Annotated in this window: 1 protein-coding gene; it reads right to left on the bottom strand. The window is 48.9% G+C overall.

The genetic code is table 11. The features are described from left to right. Positions 1-307 (bottom strand): proton-conducting transporter transmembrane domain-containing protein (locus ACZYR9_RS27680; protein WP_488981503.1); only part of this gene is annotated, 307 nt, incomplete at both ends.

Genomic DNA, 307 nt, shown 5'->3' with positions numbered 1-307 from the left:
ATAGTCAACCTCGACCAAAATCATTCCTGTTCCCAGTAAGACGGAAAAACCCGAAAGAACGATCAAAAAGATTTGGGCTAAATCGCCGCTAAATAGCGGTGCGACTCGAGTCAGTAGTATTCCACCGGCATTCACTATACCCGCATGCATCACTGCGGAGACAGGCGTTGGAGCAACGACTGAATCCAGTAACCAGCGTTGAAAAGGGTATTGCGCTGCAGGAATCGCCACTGCGAACACCATCAGTAAATTTATGCCGGTTTTCTCCCACGAGCCAAGGTTAGTTAGACTGTCTTTGGCGAGCACA

The organism is Paenibacillus sp. F024 (assembly GCF_057814255.1).
The sequence above is the reverse complement of the archived record's forward strand: the minus strand, read 5'-3'. Positions and strand labels throughout refer to the sequence as shown.